Source organism: Haloarcula sp. R1-2 (assembly GCF_011627385.1).
Taxonomy (GTDB): Archaea; Halobacteriota; Halobacteria; order Halobacteriales; family Haloarculaceae; genus Haloarcula; species Haloarcula marismortui.
The window spans coordinates 129,167-150,395 of the sequence record NZ_JAANTG010000005.1 but is presented as its reverse complement, the minus strand read 5'-3'; the positions used below and the strand labels follow the sequence as shown (position 1 = coordinate 150,395).

The following is a 21,229-nucleotide window of genomic DNA, read 5'->3' as shown; positions in this document are numbered from 1 at the left end:
ACAGATGGGATACAATAGTTTTGGGCTTCATGAAAAATGAGACATTAGTATTATTAGATTGATACCACTGGTTCAAAGGCACTGTCTAGTTCTGAATGACCTCAGCTGGCGTTTTACCGTCGAGTGCTTGGTTTTGCCGTTCGTGGTTGTAGTGGTGTCTGAAGCGCCGTAACCACTGTTTCGCGCTGGATTGACTGCCCCGCCAAAACGAGTGAAAGCGGTCGATTCGCATGGTCACAGTCTGGAACCACTTTTCGATGTGGTTCCGGATTCGGTAGTCGAGCCGACCGCTCAGATCGTGGCGTGAGAGGGCAGTCAGATAGCCGCCAGCATCGACGAGAAACACTGAATCGGCGACATCGTGTTTCTCAATGAGTCGATGCAGGAACGCCGCCGCGGGGTCAGTCCCGCGGCGGCTGAACACGTCGATTTCGAGCAATAATTTCGACTCTGTGTCGACAGCGGCGTAGAGCCACTTTTTTTCGCCGTCAACCTCGATTTGTTTCTCATCGACTGCGACCCGCGACGGCGACGCCGTCGGCGGGTCGCTCTGGGCTTCAGACAACGTATGAACCCAGTTCCAGACCGCACCGTGAGAGCGATCGACACCCAGCAGGTCTAAGATAGCGACCGTCTCCCTGATCGACAGCCCCGCCGAGTGGAGACGCACCCCAAATCGCCGGACGGGTGTCGGAATGCGCTCGTTCTCCCAAACATCTTGACTGTCCTCGTCTAACGTTTCGTTGAGCAGGTCTGCGAGTGTCATGAACACCTCTCGCTACGGCCTGCTCACTTCTCAACCCCTCAACTAGACAGTGCCCGGAAAACCTTCTTGACATATAATAAATAGTAAATCGAAGAATTTTACTTTTAGGCTAGCCTAATCTAATCATGTTGAAGGAGTCTCGAAAGGTAGTGACTGGAGAATACGACGTGGTTATTGTTGGCGGAGGAGTCGGAGGGATTACAGTTGGTGTTTTTACGAGTCGATACGGACTCTCCACACTAATCCTAGATCGTGGTCGGTCATCACTGGGCCGGATCGCACATCTGGAGAACTTTCCTGGCTTCCCCGCCGGAATCGATACGCCAACATTCCAGAAACTTTTGCACGCACAAGCCGAGCAAGTTGGTTGTGAAATCACGCGTGAGAAGGCTGTAGAAGCAACCCAGACAGAAGGCGGCTTTCGTATTGAGACTGAAACGGGGGACGAGTATGCAACTGAATCGCTCGTCGCGGCGGCGAAGTACGGGCGAGAGTGGCTCGAAACACTTGACGAGGGAGAATTTCTGGGGGACGACGGGGAAGTCGATATCAATTGGGAAGAGCACAAACGCTGCGGTCGAACATCGGTAGATGGACTCTATTTTGCTGGTCGACTTGGGACGGCTGAGGACCAAGCTGTGGTCGCCGCAGGACAAGCAGGCGAGACTGCGCTCGGACTGATCCATGACGTGCGGCGTGATGAGGGCTTGCCCGAGGATCTCGCAACTCACTACACTGACTGGGTGTTCGTTGAAGGGTCTATCATCGACGGTGATTGGGAAGAACACGTCCGGAAGGAGTTCCCAGAACGGGTTGGAGACGCCGACCTCTCTGAGGCACGCTTCGATGAGCTACAGTCACAGTACGTCGAGCGGAAGGTGGAGCAAGCGATCTCACCATCCGAACAGCGCAAACGGCGTCGAGATGGTCACCGGCATCTCGTAGAGTACATCGACGACGGTGCGGTACTCGAACGGGCCGAAGAGATCAAAGCGGAACGATCGTCTGGACCGGACAATGAGTGACGGTAGTTTGTGACAGGACTCTAGAGATTCCCGTTGACGATGTCTGCGACGCGCTGCCGGTCAAACAGTTCCGTGTCGTCCGTGACGTCCCCGAATACGTCGGGGTAAATCTGTTTCGCGGCCTGTTCGGTCAAAAACAGGTTGTGGATCGGTCCCTGATGGAGGTATCCGCCACGATAGACGCGACCGTTCTTGACGGCCGTCAGTTGGCTGCCGACCGGATGATCTTCCATATATACGAGGATGGTGTCTCGGAACTCCTCGACCGACATCTCAGCGAAATTCCGGAACAGAATCACGTCTGGGTCCAAATCGAGTAGCCCTTCGTAGTCGAGGTCCATGTTCCCCGTAGTGCTCTGATTCTCGATGTCCGTCCCGCCGAGTGCGTCGCTCACACCGAGGTCACGCCACTGCTTCTTACTCGTCCCCTGGTCGTTGAGCCGGTACGGTGTAAACTCATCTGGTTCCTCCGTGACACCGTACGTAAGGAAGACATTCGGTCGCTCCTCGGCTGTCGGGAGTTGGCTCTGTATGTCCGCAATGAACTCGTCGTGGAGTTCTTTGAACGCCGCATAGCGCTCTTGTTCTTGGAACACCTGTGCGACTTTCTCGAAGGCTTCGTACAACGTGTAGTATCGGTAGTCGTGCCAGTCGTCCGATCTACGGAAGATCAAGTTCCCCACGAACGGGGCAACGTTCGTGGTAATTTCCTCGATGTCCGACTCGTCCCAGTCGAACCAATTAATGAGCATTTGCGGATCGTATAGGTGGACATCGTTGTCAAGTTCGTAGAATTCTTCCTTTGTCCGGACCTCTGGATAACTCTCGATAGGTTCGGTATCGATTTCTACGCCTGATATTTCGTTGTACAGATGTGTGTAGTATCGGTCAGCACCTCCGATACCGGTCATGCCGTCGGCTTGGCCCAGTGCGACCCCCATATCAGCGTAGCTACCGTCGTAGGCAATCCACTGCTCAGGAGTCGAGTCGAACTCTACCTCACCCATCGGTTCCATCGTTACCGAATAGTTAGTAGATTCAGTAGCGGTCTCAGTTGATTTCTCCGTTGTATTATTGGCCGGAGTGGATTGAGAGTCAGATCCAAATACACCGGTACAACCCGCCAGCAATCCGCTACCTGTAGCAACTCCGCCGTACTTGAGTATATCTCGCCGCGTTGACGTTTTCTGGGAGCCGTTATTATCGCCCATACTTTTAGGCCAGCCTAACCTTACTTAATTTCGACGCTTTAGGACAGCCTAAAAGATGCAGCGGGTGGATTCGTTATCTCGACGTAGACCAACTCGTCATCTAGGGTCGAATCCAGTTCGTCATATCCCTCGAACCTCGTAAACAGGTTCCCCTTGCACGGTATTTGATCGCTGTCGAGTAATACTGAGAGAAGGTCAGAAGTCGCGGGCTCGACCTCCACAAGAGACGATATCCCTTCGCAGAGAACCTTTACCAGCGTAGTTTCACCAGCGGCCCCGCCGACACCCAGTGCGTTAATGACGCCGAATGCGTTGTTGATGAATAGATAGTATCTCAGACAACGGTCAATAATCCCGTCGGAGCAAACAGTTTCTACCCGATTTTCCAAGCCGGGAATCCAGCTCTCGACCAGATCGTACCGTGATCTGGGGAAGCAATATCCGCCGTTGTCGGGATAGAATCCTTCCTTTGGCCAGCCGCCCTCACCCAGTCGAACTACAGTGTTTTGCTGATGAGCTTCCAGTCCGACACCCAGCTTGAAGTACGACCACATAACAGGGTGAATTACTGCTGTATTGAATAGATGCTGAGTCACGTTCACAGCGGCTTACACAGAGGTTCTATGTTGGTGATGGCGAACACAAGACGAACTCACGGAACTACAGATATCGGCCCAGCGCTCGCACGACCGTCGAGCGAGCGCTTCATTGCTGGGTATGATGTTTCGACCATCCACCGCTGAGAGTAGCCGCTTACTCGGTTGAGCGCGTTGTTTGCGGCTGCGTTCGCTGATAGCCGCAGTAGTGAACAAGGTACTCAACATCATATGCGGCGAATTCGTACTCGGTGTACCAGTCTTGGATGCCGTTGTCAGCGGCGACGGACTACAGGTCGTCCGCGTTAACAGAGCATTCTGGTGCAATTCGTGTTCCAGACTGGGCCTGGCAACAAGGCGGTTCGAACAAAGAATCGTTCATCTCGCCGGGGTACCCAACAACGATCAAGCACCACGACTTCGACCAGCATCAGGGGACGCTTACTTCAGACATCGTGAGCAAGGCAGTATCTGAACTGCATCAGTACACTACTGTCCACAAGGGCTGAGATGACGCGTACGTCTGGGTCACGCGCAGCTGGAGACGAGATGGACACGACTGCACTCCCGCCAGCAGTCACTCCCTTGCAGCGTGGGGCAGACAGCCGGGCGAAACAGACAGGTGCCTAATTACGGTGTCGTAGAGCAGTTTACAGGGTAGTTTGTTCCATGACTTCTGGGGAAAACTATCCACCGGCACTGTCTAGTTCTGGATGACCTCAGCTGGCGTTCGTCCGTCGAGTGCTTGGTTCGGTCGTTCGTGGTTGTAGTGGTGTCTGAAGCGTCTGAGCCACTGTTTCGCGCTGGATTGACTGCCCCTCCAGAAGGAGTGAAAGCGGTCGATTCGCATGGTCACGGTCTGGAACCACTTTTCGATGTGGTTCCGGATTCGGTAGTCAAGCCGACCGCTCAAATCGTGACGTGAGAGGGCAGTCAGATAGCCGCCAGCATTGACGAGAAACTCTGTCTCGGCAACATCGTGTTTCTGAGTGAGTCGGTGCAGGAACGCCGCCGCGGGGTCGGTCCCGCGGCGGCTGAACACGTCAACTTCGAGAAGTAACTTTGATTCAGTGTCGACAGCGGCATACACCCACTTTTTCTCCCCGTCGATCTCGATTTGTTTCTCATCGACCGCGACCCGCGACGGCTCCGCCGTCAGCGGGTCGCTCTGTGCTTCGGACAGTGTATGCTCCCAATTCCAGACTGCTCCGTGAGAGCGGTCGACACCCAGCAGGTCTAAGATAGCAACCGTCTCCCTAATCGACAGCCCCGCAGTATGGAGACGCACCCCAAACCGCCGGACCGGTGTCGGGGTGCGCTCATTCTCCCAAACGTCTTGGCTGTCCTCATCTAACGTTTCGCTGGGGAGGTCTGCGAGTTGCATGGACACTTCTCGCTACGACCTCCTCGTTTCTCAAACTCGCTCAACTAGACAGTGCCGTTAAATTTGGCTCAGAGTTGCAAAAACAGAATGAACCCGCTGATAGATCTCTCAGTAGTCAACACGCATTCAGAATTAACAGTTTATCATGATGAGATTCCCCTGAATCTCATATCGTATGCATTGAGAGGGCCAGTCTCAACTACTGGCATAGATTCTTTCTGACAGGAATTGGCTCTATAGAGGGTCAGAACGGCGAAAACTGGCGGTTCGGTTTATTTCAGATGCTCGTAGCCCCAACTCTCCAGTATTTCAGCCACAGCATCTGGGTTCTCTGCCGCGAGTTCAACGAACGCTTCACGGAGGTCTGTCACCGAGACATCCTTCGACCGCATGTCGAGTTCATCGGCCACGTCAGCTCTGATTTGGTCTTCCAGTTCGGCGTACTCGTCGCGAAGAAATGCAACGTGTTCGTTGTCTCGGTCTTCTTTGACGGTCTGACGGCGGATTACGTACGGAATGTCGTTTGTGCTCATGGTGTCAGTGGTGTCGTGATCCGGTTCAGAGTCAGACTCAAGAGCCGTCTTGGGATCGGCGTCCGGCGCTGAATCGACCTGGTCATCGGTCGTGTCTTCGGCGAAGGGGTCTTCGCCTGGCCCTTCTTTCATGCCCGCCATTTAGGCCACCTCCTCGATAGCGCCAGGTTCTGGGGGATTCGGAGCCTCAACTCCGGCTTGCGCTTCGAGATACCGAGCCAGTCGGTCATACTGCGCCAGCGTTTCGAGCTCGTAGTCACGGCGACGGTTGCGGTGGTCGCGGACGTAGGTAAACGCTGAACACTGCTGTGCCCACGAGCCTTCCATCAGCGAGGTTCGGTCACCGAAGGTTTCTGGCGTTGAGTAAGGAATCTCGCTGAGGATGCGCTTCTGGTCGTTTGTCCCCTTGACGCCGATCGGAACGGCAGCCAGCACACCCACGTCGATTTCCAGCGTGTCTTCGAGCCCAGCGACAAGTTGTTCGAGGCCTTCAACAGCGGCCTGGCCTTTGGCGCTCGGTTCAATTGGAATAACCAGCGACCGTGTGGCGTTAATAGCGTTGTGGAGATGTGGGCCCTCCGTCGCCGGGGGGTCACAAATCAGTACGTCGTACTCATCACGGACGCCGGCGTCAGCGAGAGTACTGAGAAGTGCAGCGTGGATATTGAACGCATCCCCGACAGCCGCGGCCTGATCCTGCTCGCGGCGGAGCCAATCGCCGAGATCGGCGAGTTGGTTGTGCTCAGGAATAATGTCCACACCGTGTTCGGCGGTCACGATGAGGTCTTCAAAGTCTCCTTTCGATCGGTTAATCATATGTCGAGCAAGATGGTCGACGTCTTTCGAGCGGTCCTCATCGACACCAAACAGACGCGACAGGTTGCCTTCTTGCGGGTCCAGTGGGACGATCAAGGGCTTGAGACCGGCGCGTGCGTGTGCGACAGCGAGATTCGCGGCCGTCGTCGTCTTGCCGACGCCACCGGCTTCGCTGTAGGTACTGTATGAGAGCATAGGCACCCGTTGTAGCCCCAAGTTCAAATAATCTATTGATTTAACCAGTCTGTTCAATTAATTGGTTAAACCAATTGCTTTATACAATAGATTCAATTGTACGCTTCGACTAGCCAGTTCAACTGACTGTTTCAACCAGCTGGTTCAATTAATTCATTCAACCAGCCAACTAGGCAATAGAGACGAAGTATGAGAAGATCAGGAGTCAGTACGTCGCACCGTCAATTCGAGATACGATTCTTTGAAGATGGTGGATTGTTCGTTATCGCCGTCACATCGTGACGAACTCCTCACCGGAGTCAGACAGGTATTCGGTGATACTCTGATAGATCCCGAACTCACTATTAATCGTCTGGAAAGCATCGACGACAGTCGCTATATCGAGATTGAGTTCATGTTCACGATAGGTGCCCAGTCCTGGCCACGATATTCTATATCTGAGAGTGTGATATTGGGGATCTCGAAATCAGAGAAGAAACTACGCATCCAGCGGGCAGTACGTGGCTCTCATTCCTAGAACTCACAGAGTTTCTAATGTCGCTGATAGACGATCGAAAAGCAGGCAGGTGTTTCCGCTTCTGCAGCAAGCGTGATCATAGTGGAAACAATAGAGTCTGGCGAGTCTCCGACAACTAGGTCCGTGATTCTTCCCGTCACCGTGTTCGGCGATGTTGTGACCGAGGACCACAGAGGCGCTGGTGACCGCCACAGCCTCCGATTCAAGCATATGCCGAGGGGGAAGGTCCATCCCTGCGAATATGTATACGAAGATTTCCAGCAATGCGGATTCTCAGACGGCTTCCGGATCAATTTGATAGCCCGTCGTGATCTCGGTCTCGATGAGCAGGCGCGGCCCTTCAGGCGAATTCTACGTCTTTCTCCGGGAGTGCGTTATGAATCCTGTCACGTACGCCTTGGGTCCAGCTCGTGAACTTCTGCTGGAGAACGGCGATATCTGTCATCACTCTTTCTCTCTGATTTCGACCGCCTGAATGCCATCGCGTAGCGTCGTCTGCTCGAGTTCACGAAGCGTCTCGGCGCTCGCGTCGACTGTCGCGAAGTGATTTCCCGCTAGCTCACCGGCCTGGCTCTTGAAGCAGGTGGGCCCACAGGGAAGCAGTATCTCCGCGTCGTTCCGATATCCTGGATAGAACAGGAGATCGCCACGCGATGGATATGTCGTGTGGTTTTCCCGAGGCAGTTCCGGAACGTCAACATCGTCGATATTGATCCACGTCGCGATGCCGCTCCAGCGGACGTGCATCAACTCCGTGCGCAGCGGGAGCATCTCCCGGAACGCTGCGACGGTTTCTGGGGCTCGTTCTTCGTGCAGTTCGGCTGTGTACGTCGTGCCGTTGGTCTGAATTTCGATCATTGGTGTGTATCGTGTCGGTCAGTGTTCGATGCTAGTAGTGCCAGACTGTCGGCGAGAACTTGCGTTGCCACAGCACAGTCTGACCAATCCGCCCACTCTTTCGGTGAGTGTGAATAGCCGCCCGTGGACGGGGCGAACAGCAACGCTGCATCAGTCACATTGGCGACCTGCATCGTGTCGTGGCCTGCCCCCGAATGGAGTGTGCAGGTCTCGACGCCACGCCGGGATGCGGCTGTTTCGACGGCGTCCCGGACGCGCTCGGAGAGGCGGGTCGGAGCGATGTCATATGGGATGTCGAGTGACGTGTCGACACCGCGTTCGCGTTCCAGTTCGTCGAGCGAGTTCTCGACAGCCCGGACCTGACGGGCAATTTCCAATTGTTCGATAGAGCGAAGGTCGAGCTGCATCGACACGCTCCCGGGAACAACGTTGACCGCGTTCGGTTTTGGGTTGAGGCGGCCGACCGTTCCGACCGCTGTCCCCGTCCCGGTGGCGGCGATCTTGTTCGCAGTCTTCTCGATATCGATGACAAGTTCGCTCGCCGCGACGAGTGCGTCACGACGAGCCTGCATGCTCGTCGTCCCTGAGTGGTCAGCGCTCCCGTCAATAGTGACGTGTCCCCGCGTGGTACCGGTGATATCGGTCACGATACCCAGAGGAACCCCTGTCTCTTCGAGGTGCCCCCCCTGTTCGATGTGAAGTTCGACCCAGGCGTGCCATTCGCTCGCATCGAGGCGTCCTGTCCCGCAAAACCCGGCGTCCTCAAGTGCCGTTTCGAGCGAGACGCATCCGTCAGAGAGTTCCAAGGCGTCCTCGACCGAAAGGTCTCCGGCAGCGACGGAGGAGCCGAGAACGCCGTCAGCGAACCGCGTCCCCTCCTCACCGGTGAAAGAGACGACTTCAAGCGGTCGATCGACGACGACATCACTGTTCCGGACGGCTCGGACCGCTTCGAGCGCGGCGTAGACGCCGAGCGGACCGTCGAAGATACCTCCTCTGGGTACGGAGTCGAGGTGGCTCCCCGCCACGACGGGCGCGACCGTCGAGTCACACGTCGGCGGCGTCCAGCGACCAGCGATGTTGCCGACAGCGTCGACTCGAACGTCGAGGCCGAGTTCCTCCATCCGATCGGTGAGATACTCTCTTGCCCGCGTGTTAGCCTCGTCTGCCGGAAGTGCGGTCCGTCCACGCCCGGTTTCGGTTTCGACGCTGCCGAACTCACCGGTACGCTCGATGTCCGTTCGGAGCGAATCGGCATCGATGTCGATTGCAGCGTCCACTACGCCATCCCTCCCTGTGGGTCCCATGTTGGGGAGTCACGGGCGAGGAACTCACCGCGGGGTCGCCCGATGACGCCGGCATCGTCCGCGATGAGTTGTCCCCCGAGATACGTCTGGATGACTTTGCCGGTCACCTCTCGCCCCTCGTATATCGAGTAGTCCGCCAGAGAGGCGTTGTCTGTGGCCGAAATCTCATAGGACTCTGACGGATCGAACACGACGAAGTCGGCGTCCGCGCCGACGGCGAGCCGCCCTTTCTGTGGCAGGCCGAACGTCTCTGCGGGGTTCCTCGATAGCACCCGAACGAGGAACGAATATGGGAGCCCGCGGCGGTTGACCGCTTCGTCGTGAAACACCGGGAGGGCTGTCTGGAGGCTGTTTACGCCGAACGGACAGTCCCACCAGTTCTCGACCGTCTTTTCAGTCCGCGTTGACGCGACGTGGTCCGTCGATACGACATCAAGCGTGCCATCCCGGAGCGATTCAAACATCGCCTCAACGTCGTCCGCAGTTCGGAGCGGAGGAGACTGGAGCGCCATCGTGCCCTGTTCTGCGTAGGCGTCCTCGGTGAGGGTCGTGAAGTGCGGACACGTTTCGCCGCGGACCCGCGTTCCGTCCTCACGCGCCGCCGCGAGTTCGTCTACGGCCGCCCGCGAGGTGGTGTGGATACCGTAGTATTTGCAGTCAGTCTCAGTCGCCAGTGTGACTGCATCTGACAACGCCATCGCCTCCGCGTAGTCGGGGCGTGTCTCTGGATAGTCTGTTGGCTGTCCGCGTCCGCTGCAGCGCTGTTCGTCGGTCAGTGCCTGACAGACCGAGTCGTCTTCCGTATGGAGGACGGCAACCGCATCAAGGTCCGCAAGCCGGTCGAACGCGAGTCTAAGGAACCCGTTGGAGACCCCGACATCGTAGACGGTGAAGAACTTGAACGACGGAACACCCGCTTCGACGACCGCTTCGAACTCCTCGAAGACAGAACGGTCCTCGGCGGTCACCGTAGCATGCAGGCCGTAGTCGACGTACGCCGCCGACGCACTCTCTTTCTGGCGGTTAATGGCGTCAAGGAGCGACCCGCTGTCGGCCCATACTGAGTCATCTGCGTCGCGTTCGCGCTCGCCGGTCCACGTCTGCCACGCGAAATTGATAACCGTGGTGACGCCGCCGCGGGCCGCCGCGGCCGTCCCGGTCTCGTAGGTGTCGATAGAGTTGAAGCCGTTTATGTGGACATGCGGATCGACGACACCCGGCAGCACCATCTTTCCCGACACGTCCAGCGTGTCATCCGCATCGGGGAGATGCCGTTCGTTGCCGACGGCAACAATGGCTCCGTCCTCGACAGCGAACCCCGCGTCAACGGTTCCCTGCGCCGTGGCGAGCGTCCCCCCAACGACACGGAGGTCAGCTGCCATCGGACTCACTCCCGACCGGTCGCCGACCACGGAGTCGTTCGAACCCCTCCGCTCCGTCTTCGTATGCGATACACCGAACGTCACGGTCTTGTACGTCGTATTGCTCTGGATGTCTCATGGCACAGTCTTCGGTTGCGTGCGGACACCGCGGGTGGAGCCGACATCCCGACGGCATGTTCCGCGCGCCGGGTACCTCGCCGTCCAGCGACTCGCTGTCCGGTTTGTACGCTTCCTCTTGTTGAGAGGTGACCGGGATAGACGACAGAAGCGACCGTGTATAGGGATGCCGAGGGTTCTCGAAGATACGGTCGGTCGGGCCCTGCTCCTGTATCTCACCGAGATACATGACGGCCGTTTCGTCCGCGAAGTTCCGCACGAGCGAGAGGTCATGCGTGATGAAGAGGTAGGTGAGGTCGAATTCAGTCTGGATGTCCTCAAGCAGCGAGATGATTTTCGCTTGCACACTCACGTCAAGCGCACTGGTCGGTTCGTCGAGTAATAGCAGGGACGGCTCGACGGCCAGCGCACGGGCGATATTCACCCGCTGTTTCTGCCCACCACTCAGTTCGTGGGGGTACTTGTACAGGTACTCGTCATTGAGCCCGACCCGTTCGAGCATCTGCCGAACGCGCTGTTCACGCTCCGACCGCGGAACCCCAGTAGCTTTCAGCGGGACCAACAGCGACTTCCGAATCGTCCGACGCGGGTTCAGGCAGGATGTCGGGTCCTGGAAGACGAGCTGAATCTCCGAGCGCATCTCGGCCAGTTGCTGTCGAATCGGATTAGTGATATCCTGTCCGTTGAACCGGATGAGACCGTCAGTCGTCTCGTGAATGTCGATAATCGTCTTTGCGACCGTCGACTTCCCGCTTCCGGATTCCCCGATCAGGCCGAGGGTCTCGCCCTCGTCGATACTGAAGGAGACGCCGTCGACCGCCTTCGCTGGCGGGTCAGACGAGAACAGTCCCTCAGCTGCGAAGTGTTTTTTCAGATCTTCGACTTCGAGTACCGGTCCGCTCATCGGTCACCCTCCGCCCGCTCCAGCGTCGGCTCGTTCTCAGACAGACGCCGTTTCGTTTCCTGAAGCGTCGGTACTGGCCCTCCGTCGCCGTCCGCGTGGCGGACACAGGCGGACCTGGCCTGCTCGCCAAACGAGACATCCGCCGGTTCACTGAACCGACAGCTGTCATCGGCGTACGGACAGCGTGGATGGAACCGACAGCCCATCGGTGGGTCAGTGTATTCCGGGACTGACCCGCCGATGCCGCCCGCCATCGACTCGCCAGAGAGCCGAGGTATCGACGCAATCAGTCCCTGCGTGTACGGGTGATGTGGCGTATCGAATATCTCCGCCGTCGGTGCGGTTTCAGCGATACGGCCACCGTACATGATGTAGACGCGGTCACTCAGCTGTCGAGCGACTCCCAAATTGTGCGTGATCATCAGGATACTCATGTCCCGCTTTGCGATGAGATCTTCGAGCAACGAGAGAATCTCGTCGTGGACGGTCACGTCCAGCGCGGACCCCGGCTCGTCGGCGATGAGCAGGTCGGGTTCGTTCAGCAGTGCCTGGGCGATTATCGCACGTTGTCGCATCCCGCCGGAGAGCTCCGACGGGTAGCTGTCCATCACGGATTCCGGATCAGGCATCCGGACTTCTTCGAGAAGATCAAGCACTCGCTCTCGGGCGGCGGACCGGTCCGTCGACGAGTAGCGTCGTCGAAGGTATCCCAGGATGCCAGTATCCCCTTCACCGCCGAACTGCGCTGTGTCCGTGAGTTGTTCTCCGATAGTGAAGACGGGATTGAGGCTCGACAGCGGGTTCTGGAAGATAACGCTGATCCGGTCACCATTAAGTGCCCGTCGCTCGGTATCCGGGAGTTCACGGAGGTCCTGGCCGTCGAACTCGACAGTTCCGTCGACGCGTGCCGGCGGTTCGTTAAGCAGTCCGGTGATGGCTTTGGTCGTCACGGATTTACCACAACCGGTTTCGCCGGCGATGGTAACTACTTCACCGTGTTCGACCGTCAGGTCGACACCGTCCACAACGTCGGCGTACCCATCGAAGCCCTCAAATCCGACCGAGAGGTCTCGGACAGAGAGCAGGGGAGCGGCGTCGCTCATTGCTCAACCTCCACATCAAAGAGGTCGCGCAGGCCGTCACCGAGCATATTGAATCCCATCACGAGGAGGAAGATGGCGAAGCCTGGGAAAATGCTGATCCACCACTCGGCGGGGAGATACTGGGTACCGTTTGCGACCATCGTCCCGAGTCCCGGTCTGGGCGGCTGGACACCGAGACCGATGAACGACAGCGATGCGCCCGTCAGGACGACGATGCCGGCATCAAGCGTGGCCTTGACCAATAGCGGCGAGAGGCAGTTCGGCAGTAGCTCCCGGAAGAGGATATGCGTCGTGCTCGCACCTGCGAGTTCTGCGGCTTGCACGTACTCCTCGGACGACAGACTCGCGGCCAGTCCACGGGTCAATCGTGCGTACCACGTCCACCACAGCGACGCGATAGCGAACATGGCGACTTCCAGGGTCGGCTCGAAGGCTGACGCGATAGCAAGTGCCAGGACGAGCGGTGGGAGCGCGAGGAACGTGTCCGTGATACGCATAATGATCGTATCGACCCACCCGCCTGCATAGCCGGCTACAAGACCCAGCATTACGCCGACCGGGACACCGAGGCCCAGCACAACTGCGACCAGTAGCAGCGCGATCCGGTAGCCGAATATGACGCGCGTGAGGATATCACGGCCTGCACTATCAGTCCCGAAGGGGTGGTCGAGGGACGGTGGTTGATAGGCGTTTGCGAAGTCCGTAAACGAGCCCACTTGCTCCGGATACGGCGCGATATACGGGGCGAACACGGCAGCGAGTGCGATAGCGACCACGATTACGAGTCCGATAACGCTCATCGGCTGGTTTGCGAACCGGCGATACGAACGGTACCACAGTTCGCGGCGTGCCGGCGAGACGATTCGGTCGAGCCCCGATGTATCGAATGAGAGAGTGTCGATACTCATGCGCTGTCACCTGCGAGGCCGATTCGCGGATCGATGTAGGTCGTGAGCATGTCGACGGCGAAGTTCACCACGACGAATGCGACGCCGACAAGCATCGTCACGCCAACAACGGCGTTCACGTCAGACGTGAGGACGGACTGGACGCCGTACTTCGCGAGGCCCGGCCACGAGTAGACGATTTCGATAATGAACGCGCCGCTGAGCAGCCACGCATACTGGAGACCGAGGATAGTCAGCGTCGGAACGAACGCGTTCTTCAGCGTGTACTTATCCGTAATCATCCACGTCGGTAGCCCATAGCCGCCCATCGCCTCGATGTAGTCCTGGCCTTCGACATCGATCATACTCGAGCGCGTGATACGGATTATCTGCCCCATCCCGCTAAACGATAGCGCAAGCGCCGGGAGCAGGATGTGCGTCCACGCGTCGACGTGTGCTGCAATCGATCCCGACAGGAGCGTATCGACAAGCATGAAGCCAGTCGTTCGGACTACCTCGCCACTGTACGCCGAGGAGAGTCGTCCCGTGATCGGGAACCAGTTGAGGAAGTACCCGAACACGAGCTGGAAGACGATGCCGACGAAGAAGCTCGGGACGCTCACCGTCGAGAACGCGAAAAACCGGGTTACGTTGTCGAGTATCCCGCCGTGGTGTTTCGCGGCGATGATGCCAAGTGGAATCCCGAACACCATCATGAACGTGAACGCGAGCGTGATGAGTTCGAGCGTCGCGGGGAACTTCATCACTAGATCATGTGCAACGGAGTTTTTCGTCTGGAGGCTCTGTCCCAAATCGCCGACAAAGAGTCGGCGCATGTACTCAACATACTGGAGCGGGAGCGGCTTGTTGAGTCCCATTTCAGCAGCGAGTTCCGCTACTTGCTCGTCGCTGGCCATCGCCCCGAGTGCCATCCGGGCAGGGTTCCCCGGCAGAACCCGCGAGATGACGAATATGAGGACTGACAGCCCGAGCAGGCTGACGGTCATCCCTGAGAGTCGACGCAGTATCTGGCCTATCCGTGGCATTACACTTGGTGAAGGTCTCGGAACGTGTATTCGAAGCCCTGTGCCGGCCGAAGCGTGAGTCCTTCGACATCGTTCTGGAAGCCGATTGTCTTCACGGTGTGGTACAGGTGCATATCACAGTACAGGTTCGCAAGCTTGCTCTGGAGCTGGTTGTAGATTTCGACGCGGGCCTGTCGGTCCGGCGTCTGGCGCGCTTCCTCAATGAGGGCGTCCACTTCGGGGTTGTCAAGATGTTCCATGCTCATCCACGTGTTCGCCGCGTCTGAGTGGAACTGATTGTAGAACATCGAATCCGGTGACGGATACGTCGGCACGTAGAACACCTGACTCGTGTGTGGCGTGTTCTCCACTGAAGTAGCCATCTCCGTGATGGTGCCCCACGTCTGGGGATTCAGCTCGACATTGATGCCGATGTCCGCCATGTTGTCTTTGAACAGGAGCGCGATGCGCTCCTGGAAGGAGTATGAGGAAGTAAACGTATTCGTGATGGTGAGTTCGCCCTCCGAGTAGCCAGCGTCGGCCAGAACCTGTCGCGCTCGCTCCGGGTCGTAGGACGGCTGCAGTACGTCGCCTTTGTGTGCGCCCCACGTGGGCGGCAGCGGTCCCTGGGCCTTCTTCATATCTGGGCGGATCTCGTTGACGACCTGTCCGTAATCGAATCCCCAAGCCATGGCCTCGCGAACCGCTGGGTCGTCAGTCGGTGCCTTTTGCGTGTTAATTTTGTTGTACAGCAGCCCAAACGTCGGGATTTTCTCGACCCGTGCGTTTTCCATCTCGCTGATGGCATTGTAGGTCTGGGAGTTCTGGTACTGCCCCGTCATATCCAGCTCTCCGTTTTTCATTAGGGTCTGTACAGTGGAGTTCTCCGTGATGATGCGAACCTCGACAGCGTCGAATGCTCCGTCCGGGAACTGCTTGAAGTAGTCGTCATATTTGGCGAACGTAATCGAGTTGCCACGGGAAAAATCAGCCAGCTGGTAGGCACCGGACCCGGCGTCGTTGTTATTGATGTACGACTGCCCGTAGTCGCCACGCTCGCCGTAGTCGCCGTCTTCGAGATTGTTCATGACCGTGTCCTTGTCCACGACGAAGACGAGGACCATGATGGGGAGGAACGGCGCATACGAGCGACTGAGTTCGAACGAAATCGTCCGCTCGTCCTCGACAACGATGTTCTCCTTGTCGAGAACATCGCTCAATAATGATGCGTATCCCTGATTGAGGTCGAGAAACCGCTCCGTCGTGAATTTCACGTCTTCAGCGGTCAGCGAATTACCGCTATGGAACGTCACGTCGTCCCGCAGAGTGAACGTGTACGTCTTGCTATCCGATGAAACCGACCAGTCTGACGCGAGGTGTGGTTGAATCTCTCCGTCGCTATTGGGGAAGACAAGCGGGTCGTACAGATTCACAAGCGCCATCGCCTGCACGTAATCAGTCCCCTTCGCAGGGTCGATGGTACCGAGCCGCTGAGAGATGTTCGCCGTGAGCGTCGACCCGTCGCCACCACTGCCCGTCTGTGATCCATCATCTCCGGCTGACGTGCCGTCAGCGGTCGAATCTGATCCGGATCCGCCCGCACAGCCAGCCAGCCCGGCGGCACCGGCTGAGCCGAGTGCAGCGAGGAACTGGCGGCGTGAGCCCGCTGATCGGAAATTAGATGCAGTTATTTCGCCCGTGGGAGCTTCGTCGCTATCGAGATCGTTGGTCTCGGTCATCGCTGGACTCCGTTGGAGTTGTCTGCAGATCCCATATCACACAGTACTAGCTCGATATGCTGGACATTCGCTTTCATTTTCGCTTCAGTATGCTAATTCCACCTCCTATTCAAAAGGCTTCCTATGCATACGTCATAACTAGCTCAGGAGACAATAGGTAAGAGTAGACCTTAATCAGAACACTATATCCTTAAATTTCTAAGAAAGAAGTCATCGGTTCAATATGTGCGAACAGAGTGTCTCACAACTGTGTACCACTTTGTCCACTATACCCGAGAAGGAGTGCTAGAAGCCGTGACTTTTGGTCGATATTCCCACTATACAATGTATTTACCGGGCTTATGTTCAACATATGCGAACATATAAGACCGTCTGGTGTGAATCCCGAAATATGCCCCAAACCGGTGATGATGACGGCCCGCGGACGTTGCAGACCGTCTCGACGGCTTCACAGGTGATGAGGACACTCAAAGAGCTAGATGGGGCCGGTGTGACAGAACTCGCGACTGAACTCGATATTTCGAAAAGCACCGCTCACATCCACTTGATGACCCTGGTAGAGAACGGGCTCGTCGTGAAGCGTGACAGAAAATACGAGCTCGCGCTCAGACTGTTCGCATTCGGCGAATACGTCCGTAGTCGGAATCCACTGTATCGCCACGGAAAGCCACAGGTCGATGAGCTCGCCGATAAAACAGGTCAATACGTCCACATCGTCACAGAAGAGAGCGGGCGTGCTATCAACCTCTATCAGGTGAAAGGCGATACGAGCGTCAGCGGAGAGTACCAGACCTCAAAACCCCAACAGCGAGATCGGTTGCACTATACCGCTTCGGGGAAGGCGATACTGGCCTTTCTCCCCAAACAGCGCGTCAATGAGATAATTGACCGTCATGGACTACCCGAGCGGACTTCGAATACCGTAACCGACCCCGATGCGCTATTCGAAGAGTTGACAACGATCCACGAACGCGGGTATGCATATAATGATGAGGAAGAGATCGAAGGATTCCGGGCGATAGGGGCACCGATCCGGACACCCGACGGCGGTGTACTCGGATCACTGAGTGTCTCTGGACCAACAAGTGTCCTTCAAGAGGAACGCTTCGAGGAAACGCTCCCGGAAAAAGTCGTTAACTCAGCAAACGTCATCGAAGTCAATATCAATATGAGCAGTCGTTCATGACTGTTCCGAAGATAACGTTCGAGCATTTTGAACGTGGTATCGAATACTAAACTGACTTGCGTAATCATTTCGGAGTCACCCCGGTTCGGGAATCAGATACACGTAGATAACAGGCGTACAATTGTTATAAACACACGCTAGTAATAAACGAATCCTCGATAGAGAGATTTATATTTAGATATATGTTACCCCTTCTATAACCACATAAATAAAAAGATAGTTATAAATACAGGAGGTTTTCCAAACTTGAGTCTAGAATAGCGGATTATAGTGTTAAAATTCTCAAATATAGCTCCTTCTGAGATTTCTTTTGAGCATGATTATCAAGTTGGGATAATTTGGGCCCAAATGGCTCTGTTGACTTGATGGAAACGCTGCTACCCTAAGAGAGCGTGAAACAAGATATGGGGCGCAAGAGACCGAGAGGATTTCTGTGCCACAGAGCACGTTCTGTTGACTGGTCCGTGTGCGAAAGAAGCCGAGTCATGGGCGTTACAGCCCGGATGCCGCGGCCCCCCGGCATCCGGGAAAGCCCGAATAGGTGAATCTCTGCTTCACGCACTGGCGTCCCGGGTGAACAAACCATATACCTCGGAATTGATGTCCACAAACGGTACGCACAGGTGGCAGTAATGGATGAGGCTGGGGAGATCGTCGAAGAGGTTCGCGTTCTAGACTCGCGGATCGAAGGGAGTATTTCGAAACGTGGATCGGGTCGTGTCCGGTAGTTGCTCGTCCAGGCTACAAACACAGCAGTTCACACCTGTAACGATGAGGACCTGAGCCGCTTCTATGAGCGGCTAGCTAGCCGGAAGAACTCACAGAAGGCAATCGTCGCCTGCGCTCGGAAAATGCTGGTGTCGATCTACCACATGCTAGACCGGGGCGAAGTATACAACCCGCCTGATGTGAGTTCATACAGGAGGGAACCGAGGGCCGCCGGGCGGGCGGCCCTTAGTGGCCGGTCGGGGCCAGCGTTAGCAACAGCTATCGCCAGACCGCGACCGCACCGCCTGAAGATATCGACCGCCTGCCGGACGGGAGAACAGCAGAGTCCAGGACAGCGCAACTATTTTGTCGAAAACGGTGGTTTGTCTAGGTAGCAGCGTTTCCATAGGTAAAACCCTCAATATTTGATACATTCTGACCCGGTAGCGGTCAATACAAGCCAAGTAATTAATAGACGAAACGCTCTAAATAATATAATCGCTCTTCGGAAGCAGGTTGTTGGTTGAGTAGAACTGACTCGATGACTTCACGTGCTTGCTCATCAAGGTGACGAGTGAGTGTGTGGCGCTATTATGACGTCCAGGTCTGCTGATCGCCGGGCTTGCGGCCGACGTCTTCGGGAAGCGGTGCGGTTGCGGTCGCCCGCTAGGCGTAGTATGCTTCGAGATACCCCTCGTTCACACACCAGCCACACCACGCCAAGATATACGCGTAGTAGGTCTGGACCGTGTTCTGCTGGAGTCCCCGATCGCTGGAGAGGTGGCGGGCCTACTCACGGAAGAACCGCTCGTTGAGAACGGCGAAGGTCGGGTCGGGGTCGTCGTCAGTGGGAACGATCCCGATCCAGTCCTCGTCGCCATGCTCGCCGGTGGCACTCTTCGTGCGAACGTTTCGTGCTTCACCGAAGGCGGCGGCGTACTTCAGAGTATCTCAGCCTCGAAATCAGAATTGCATATCCAACCCTCCGGGGAAGTAAAGTTGCAGGCTCTCAATGATAGTGATAGTTGACGGACTGTAGCTATGAAACACACAGGCCAACCCCCGCTCCCAGACTGGGTTCAAAGTGCCTACCAGACGCTCGAGAGAGCGTATACCTCAGGTACTGACGAACTCGCTAGGACTGAAGCGCATGAGTTCCTTCTGGCTGAGTCCGAGAATATTGAAGAGCACGCTGATGCTGTATACGCAGTCGATCGGCTTCTTGACTGTGGCTGGATCTACGAGGCCAATGGACAACTCCGGAAAACCGAGTAACTCAATCCCGTTGGCCATGCCTATGATATTCTTCGTTTCAAAATGAGTATTAGCCAACAACCAATTGTAGCCGATCTTGTTGTTGGTTAATCCGGAATACGATAGAATCAGAACGAGTCTAACGTCGTCGATGTCTCGTCTGTAGCAAACAACTCCGCTAACCGCTCGTCCTCTTGAAGTACTTCCTGTGCCAAATCCGCGCGAATCGAAAATTCGTACTCATAGTATGAGCCCCCTTTGGGGCCCTTATTCTGTTCATCTACGTCCAGGAATCCTTTCAGCGTCAACTGTGACAACCGGTCATGAATCGTTCTGTCAGTCCGTACATCCGCATCGATACGCTTTGCAGCCATTACATACGGCTCATAAATTCGGTTACGCTTGGACGGCGTTTCATCCTCCCGCTCCAACAGTAACAGGGAGTAGAGAGTCAGTTTACTCTGTGTTGGCAGGCGGGTTAATTCGTCGCGCACTTTATCGCGCTCAACAATCTCGTCTGCCTGTCTCACATGCGCTTCGGTGATGACGTCGGACTCCTCATCTCGTGCCAGATCTCCAGCCTTATACAATCGCTTCAGCGCCTGTCGGGCACTTCCAGAGTCTTGTGCGGCAAACGCTGCACACAGCGGAATCACATCGCCCTCCAAAATATCAGACTGTAACTCATAACTGCCATCATCAAGTCGCTGAGCCGAAGTATCGTGAAACGCCTCACCAGCACGCTGTTTCAAGATGTTCCCGAGTTCGTTCGCATCATACGGTGGAAAATGGATCTCTTCGTCAGCGAGACTGTCCTTCACACGAGCTGAGAGGTTATCGCGGAACGTGAAGTCATTCGAGATGCCAATCACCCCAACCAGTGTATCTTCAACGTTCTCGTTATCGTTCGCCCGGGGAAGCTTATACAGGATGTCGTCATCATTCCCAATAGCATCAATTTCGTCAAGTACGATCAAGCAATGTGTTGCATCGAGTGCTTCCAGCTCATCGAACAACATATTGTAGATCATCCCGCTCGGATACCCGGTCGGTTTGATTTGCTCGGTTGGCGGACGAAATTGATTAATGAGGTTTGCAGCCACCTGGTAACTGCTGTTCAGCGATTTGCAATTTAACTCAATTACTTGAACATCGACACCGTCGATATTTTGCTGATCCTCGATCAGTCGTTCAACGACCATCCTCGAAGATAGTGTCTTCCCGACTCCAGTCTGGCCATATAAAAATAGGTTTTTCGGCGGCGCACCGTTAATCACAGGTTTAAGCGCACTCTGGTACTGCTCAAGTTCTGTGTCGCGCTCAATAAGACGGGCAGGTTGATATCCGTCCCGTAGGACCGATTCGTCTCGGAAGATAGTGGAGTCAGGAGAGAACGGTTCGAGTCCCATCGTATACCCGATAGATACAATCTATGTGAAATAAAACCACCGCTTCATGGGACTCATTTGTTTCACGAGATGCCCCCACTGCTTCATGAGACATATGCGTCGGTTTTCACACGAGCTGGGACGTTTTGCACCAACCCCCGCCCCCCATATTTCACGAGAGTATCGTTAGAGAGGAGGGAAAGAGAGGGCAAAATGAAACTCTGAGTGAGAAGAAGATTTAATACAGATAGATTAGAATAGAATCCGTAGTACATTAGGTTCAGTTTAATTCTCTAGTGGAAACTCAGCAAGAAGCGTCAGACATTAT

General features: G+C 55.9%; 18 protein-coding genes and 3 pseudogenes. 3 read left to right on the top strand and 18 right to left on the bottom strand.

The genetic code is table 11. From position 1 onward, the window contains the following. Positions 1–85: 85 nt before the first annotated feature. A complete protein-coding gene (locus tag G9C82_RS18595) occupies positions 86–766 on the bottom strand; it encodes an IS6 family transposase (RefSeq protein ID WP_127014973.1) in 681 nt (226 codons plus the stop codon). Positions 767–891: 125 nt separating this feature from the next. Here G9C82_RS18595 and G9C82_RS18590 point away from each other — a divergent pair, with 125 nt between their 5' ends. Further along, the gene (locus tag G9C82_RS18590; RefSeq protein WP_241693055.1) at positions 892–1,791 is read left to right on the top strand and encodes an NAD(P)/FAD-dependent oxidoreductase; all 900 of its coding nucleotides are present in this window, start codon (positions 892–894) and stop codon (positions 1,789–1,791) included. Between the two features lie 20 nt (positions 1,792–1,811). On the opposite strand, the gene G9C82_RS18585 is transcribed toward G9C82_RS18590, so the two are convergent. From G9C82_RS18585 to G9C82_RS18525, 14 genes and pseudogenes are all read right to left on the bottom strand, one after another. After that, positions 1,812–3,002 (bottom strand): ABC transporter substrate-binding protein, encoded by a 1,191-nt coding sequence (locus G9C82_RS18585; RefSeq protein WP_127014972.1) that lies wholly within the window; start codon positions 3,000–3,002, stop codon positions 1,812–1,814. A 38-nt stretch (positions 3,003–3,040) separates the two neighbouring features. Continuing rightward, positions 3,041–3,598 carry an IucA/IucC family C-terminal-domain containing protein gene (locus G9C82_RS18580; RefSeq protein ID WP_277601742.1) on the bottom strand — a complete coding sequence of 186 codons (558 nt, stop codon included), beginning with the start codon at positions 3,596–3,598 and terminating at the stop codon, positions 3,041–3,043. A 2-nt stretch (positions 3,599–3,600) separates the two neighbouring features. Next, positions 3,601–3,905 (bottom strand): annotated as a pseudogene (locus G9C82_RS20770) (IS5/IS1182 family transposase); the annotation flags it as partial. Between the two features lie 396 nt (positions 3,906–4,301). Then, on the bottom strand, positions 4,302–4,982 hold the full coding sequence (locus G9C82_RS18575) for an IS6 family transposase (protein WP_127014971.1): 681 nt from the start codon (positions 4,980–4,982) through the stop codon (positions 4,302–4,304). Between the two features lie 272 nt (positions 4,983–5,254). Beyond that, positions 5,255–5,656, bottom strand: a complete 402-nt coding sequence (locus G9C82_RS18570; RefSeq protein WP_127014970.1) for a hypothetical protein — start codon at positions 5,654–5,656, stop codon at positions 5,255–5,257. Then, positions 5,657–6,526 carry a ParA family protein gene (locus G9C82_RS18565; protein WP_127014969.1) on the bottom strand — a complete coding sequence of 290 codons (870 nt, stop codon included), beginning with the start codon at positions 6,524–6,526 and terminating at the stop codon, positions 5,657–5,659. Between the two features lie 961 nt (positions 6,527–7,487). Further along, positions 7,488–7,901, bottom strand: coding sequence for a DUF3830 family protein (locus tag G9C82_RS18560; protein WP_127014968.1), 414 nt, complete (start codon positions 7,899–7,901; stop codon positions 7,488–7,490). Then, entirely contained in the window at positions 7,898–9,208 is a 1,311-nt protein-coding gene (locus G9C82_RS18555; RefSeq protein ID WP_174790044.1) for a Zn-dependent hydrolase, read from the bottom strand. The genes G9C82_RS18560 and G9C82_RS18555 overlap by 4 nt, the downstream gene beginning before the upstream one ends. After that, positions 9,181–10,590, bottom strand: coding sequence for a dihydroorotase family protein (locus G9C82_RS18550; RefSeq protein ID WP_127014967.1), 1,410 nt, complete (start codon positions 10,588–10,590; stop codon positions 9,181–9,183). The genes G9C82_RS18555 and G9C82_RS18550 overlap by 28 nt, the downstream gene beginning before the upstream one ends. Continuing rightward, positions 10,580–11,611 (bottom strand): ABC transporter ATP-binding protein, encoded by a 1,032-nt coding sequence (locus G9C82_RS18545; RefSeq protein ID WP_127014966.1) that lies wholly within the window; start codon positions 11,609–11,611, stop codon positions 10,580–10,582. Before G9C82_RS18545 ends, G9C82_RS18550 begins: the two co-directional genes overlap by 11 nt. Next, complete coding sequence (locus G9C82_RS18540) at positions 11,608–12,714, bottom strand: ABC transporter ATP-binding protein (protein WP_127014965.1); 1,107 nt, start codon at positions 12,712–12,714, stop codon at positions 11,608–11,610. The genes G9C82_RS18545 and G9C82_RS18540 overlap by 4 nt, the downstream gene beginning before the upstream one ends. Then, on the bottom strand, positions 12,711–13,622 hold the full coding sequence (locus G9C82_RS18535; RefSeq protein WP_127014964.1) for an ABC transporter permease: 912 nt from the start codon (positions 13,620–13,622) through the stop codon (positions 12,711–12,713). The genes G9C82_RS18540 and G9C82_RS18535 overlap by 4 nt, the downstream gene beginning before the upstream one ends. Continuing rightward, a complete protein-coding gene (locus G9C82_RS18530; RefSeq protein ID WP_127014963.1) occupies positions 13,619–14,647 on the bottom strand; it encodes an ABC transporter permease in 1,029 nt (342 codons plus the stop codon). The genes G9C82_RS18535 and G9C82_RS18530 overlap by 4 nt, the downstream gene beginning before the upstream one ends. Further along, a complete protein-coding gene (locus G9C82_RS18525; protein WP_174790043.1) occupies positions 14,647–16,365 on the bottom strand; it encodes an ABC transporter substrate-binding protein in 1,719 nt (572 codons plus the stop codon). The genes G9C82_RS18530 and G9C82_RS18525 overlap by 1 nt, the downstream gene beginning before the upstream one ends. 391 nt (positions 16,366–16,756) lie before the next feature. Here G9C82_RS18525 and G9C82_RS18520 point away from each other — a divergent pair, with 391 nt between their 5' ends. Then, positions 16,757–17,551: an IclR family transcriptional regulator gene (locus G9C82_RS18520; RefSeq protein WP_127014962.1), complete on the top strand. Its 795-nt coding sequence runs from the start codon at positions 16,757–16,759 to the stop codon at positions 17,549–17,551. Between the two features lie 674 nt (positions 17,552–18,225). Next, positions 18,226–18,468: pseudogene (locus G9C82_RS20765) on the top strand (IS110 family transposase); the annotation flags it as partial. 385 nt (positions 18,469–18,853) lie between these two features. Here the strand turns inward: G9C82_RS20765 and G9C82_RS20760 are convergent. The 3 genes and pseudogenes from G9C82_RS20760 to G9C82_RS18500 form a co-directional block, all read right to left on the bottom strand. After that, a pseudogene (locus tag G9C82_RS20760) lies at positions 18,854–19,153 on the bottom strand (site-specific integrase); the annotation flags it as partial. A gap of 222 nt (positions 19,154–19,375) precedes the next feature. Continuing rightward, entirely contained in the window at positions 19,376–19,552 is a 177-nt protein-coding gene (locus G9C82_RS18505; RefSeq protein ID WP_127014961.1) for a nitrate ABC transporter ATP-binding protein, read from the bottom strand. A gap of 89 nt (positions 19,553–19,641) precedes the next feature. Further along, positions 19,642–20,922: a Cdc6/Cdc18 family protein gene (locus tag G9C82_RS18500; RefSeq protein ID WP_127014960.1), complete on the bottom strand. Its 1,281-nt coding sequence runs from the start codon at positions 20,920–20,922 to the stop codon at positions 19,642–19,644. Between the last annotated feature and the right edge of the window lie 307 nt (positions 20,923–21,229).